Source organism: Streptococcus sp. KR (assembly GCF_002238115.1).
GTDB lineage: Bacteria > Bacillota > Bacilli > Lactobacillales > Streptococcaceae > Streptococcus.
Genome location: NZ_NGVM01000094.1, coordinates 1 through 685, shown reverse-complemented (window position 1 = coordinate 685; position 685 = coordinate 1). Strand labels below are relative to the sequence as shown.

Genomic DNA, 685 nt, shown 5'->3' with positions numbered 1-685 from the left:
TATTTATATTAAAATAGCGATAAAACTGCTTATACGAATAATCAGTGAGCATTTTTGACCGGCTTAGCCAACCTGAGTCATTGGGCTAATCATTTAAAATGATCATTGATTACTAGTTTGGCTAAAAAATGCGCTTAGCAGTCTCCAGGGGGAACTATGCTCTTTTTTAGCTACATGAATTAGCAAGAATAGTTTTTTAATATTGATTAAACTGAGTATGAGCAACTTGTTCTAGGAGGCGGGGTTTATGAGCAAAAAAATTTGGATTGTTATTTTTCGTTATTTGTTAGCGATTGGCTTGTTTTTAGCCTATAGTGCAATATTTGATAATCAAGATCATGATTTGATTAGATCGACTCTTGTTTTTGCTATATGTCTTGGCCTTGCTATTATTCCATTTAGCCATAAGACCAAAAGCAAAAAATAGTTTAAGGGATATATATAATTGATATTCTTGTAAAAAGATACTCATCTGGCCATTTTTCAGTGTATCTCATGTTGTTAATTGCTTTAATTATCTAGTTAAAATTAATAACGAATCAATGAGAGCTATTATGGCTAAAAAGTATGTTTAAAGCAGGCCTAATAATGATACTAGAGGAAGGACACTAAAATCAGTGGTGGGTAATCAGCAGACCGAGTGAAACGAGGTCAATGCGCACTTACACGTCACATAAAAATATGG

The 685-nt window shown here is 33.0% G+C and carries 1 protein-coding gene; it reads left to right on the top strand.

The features are described from left to right. Positions 1–247 precede the first annotated feature (247 nt). A complete protein-coding gene (locus tag CBI42_RS11020; protein ID WP_094753977.1) occupies positions 248–427 on the top strand; it encodes a hypothetical protein in 180 nt (59 codons plus the stop codon). The last annotated feature ends 258 nt before the right edge of the window (positions 428–685 follow it).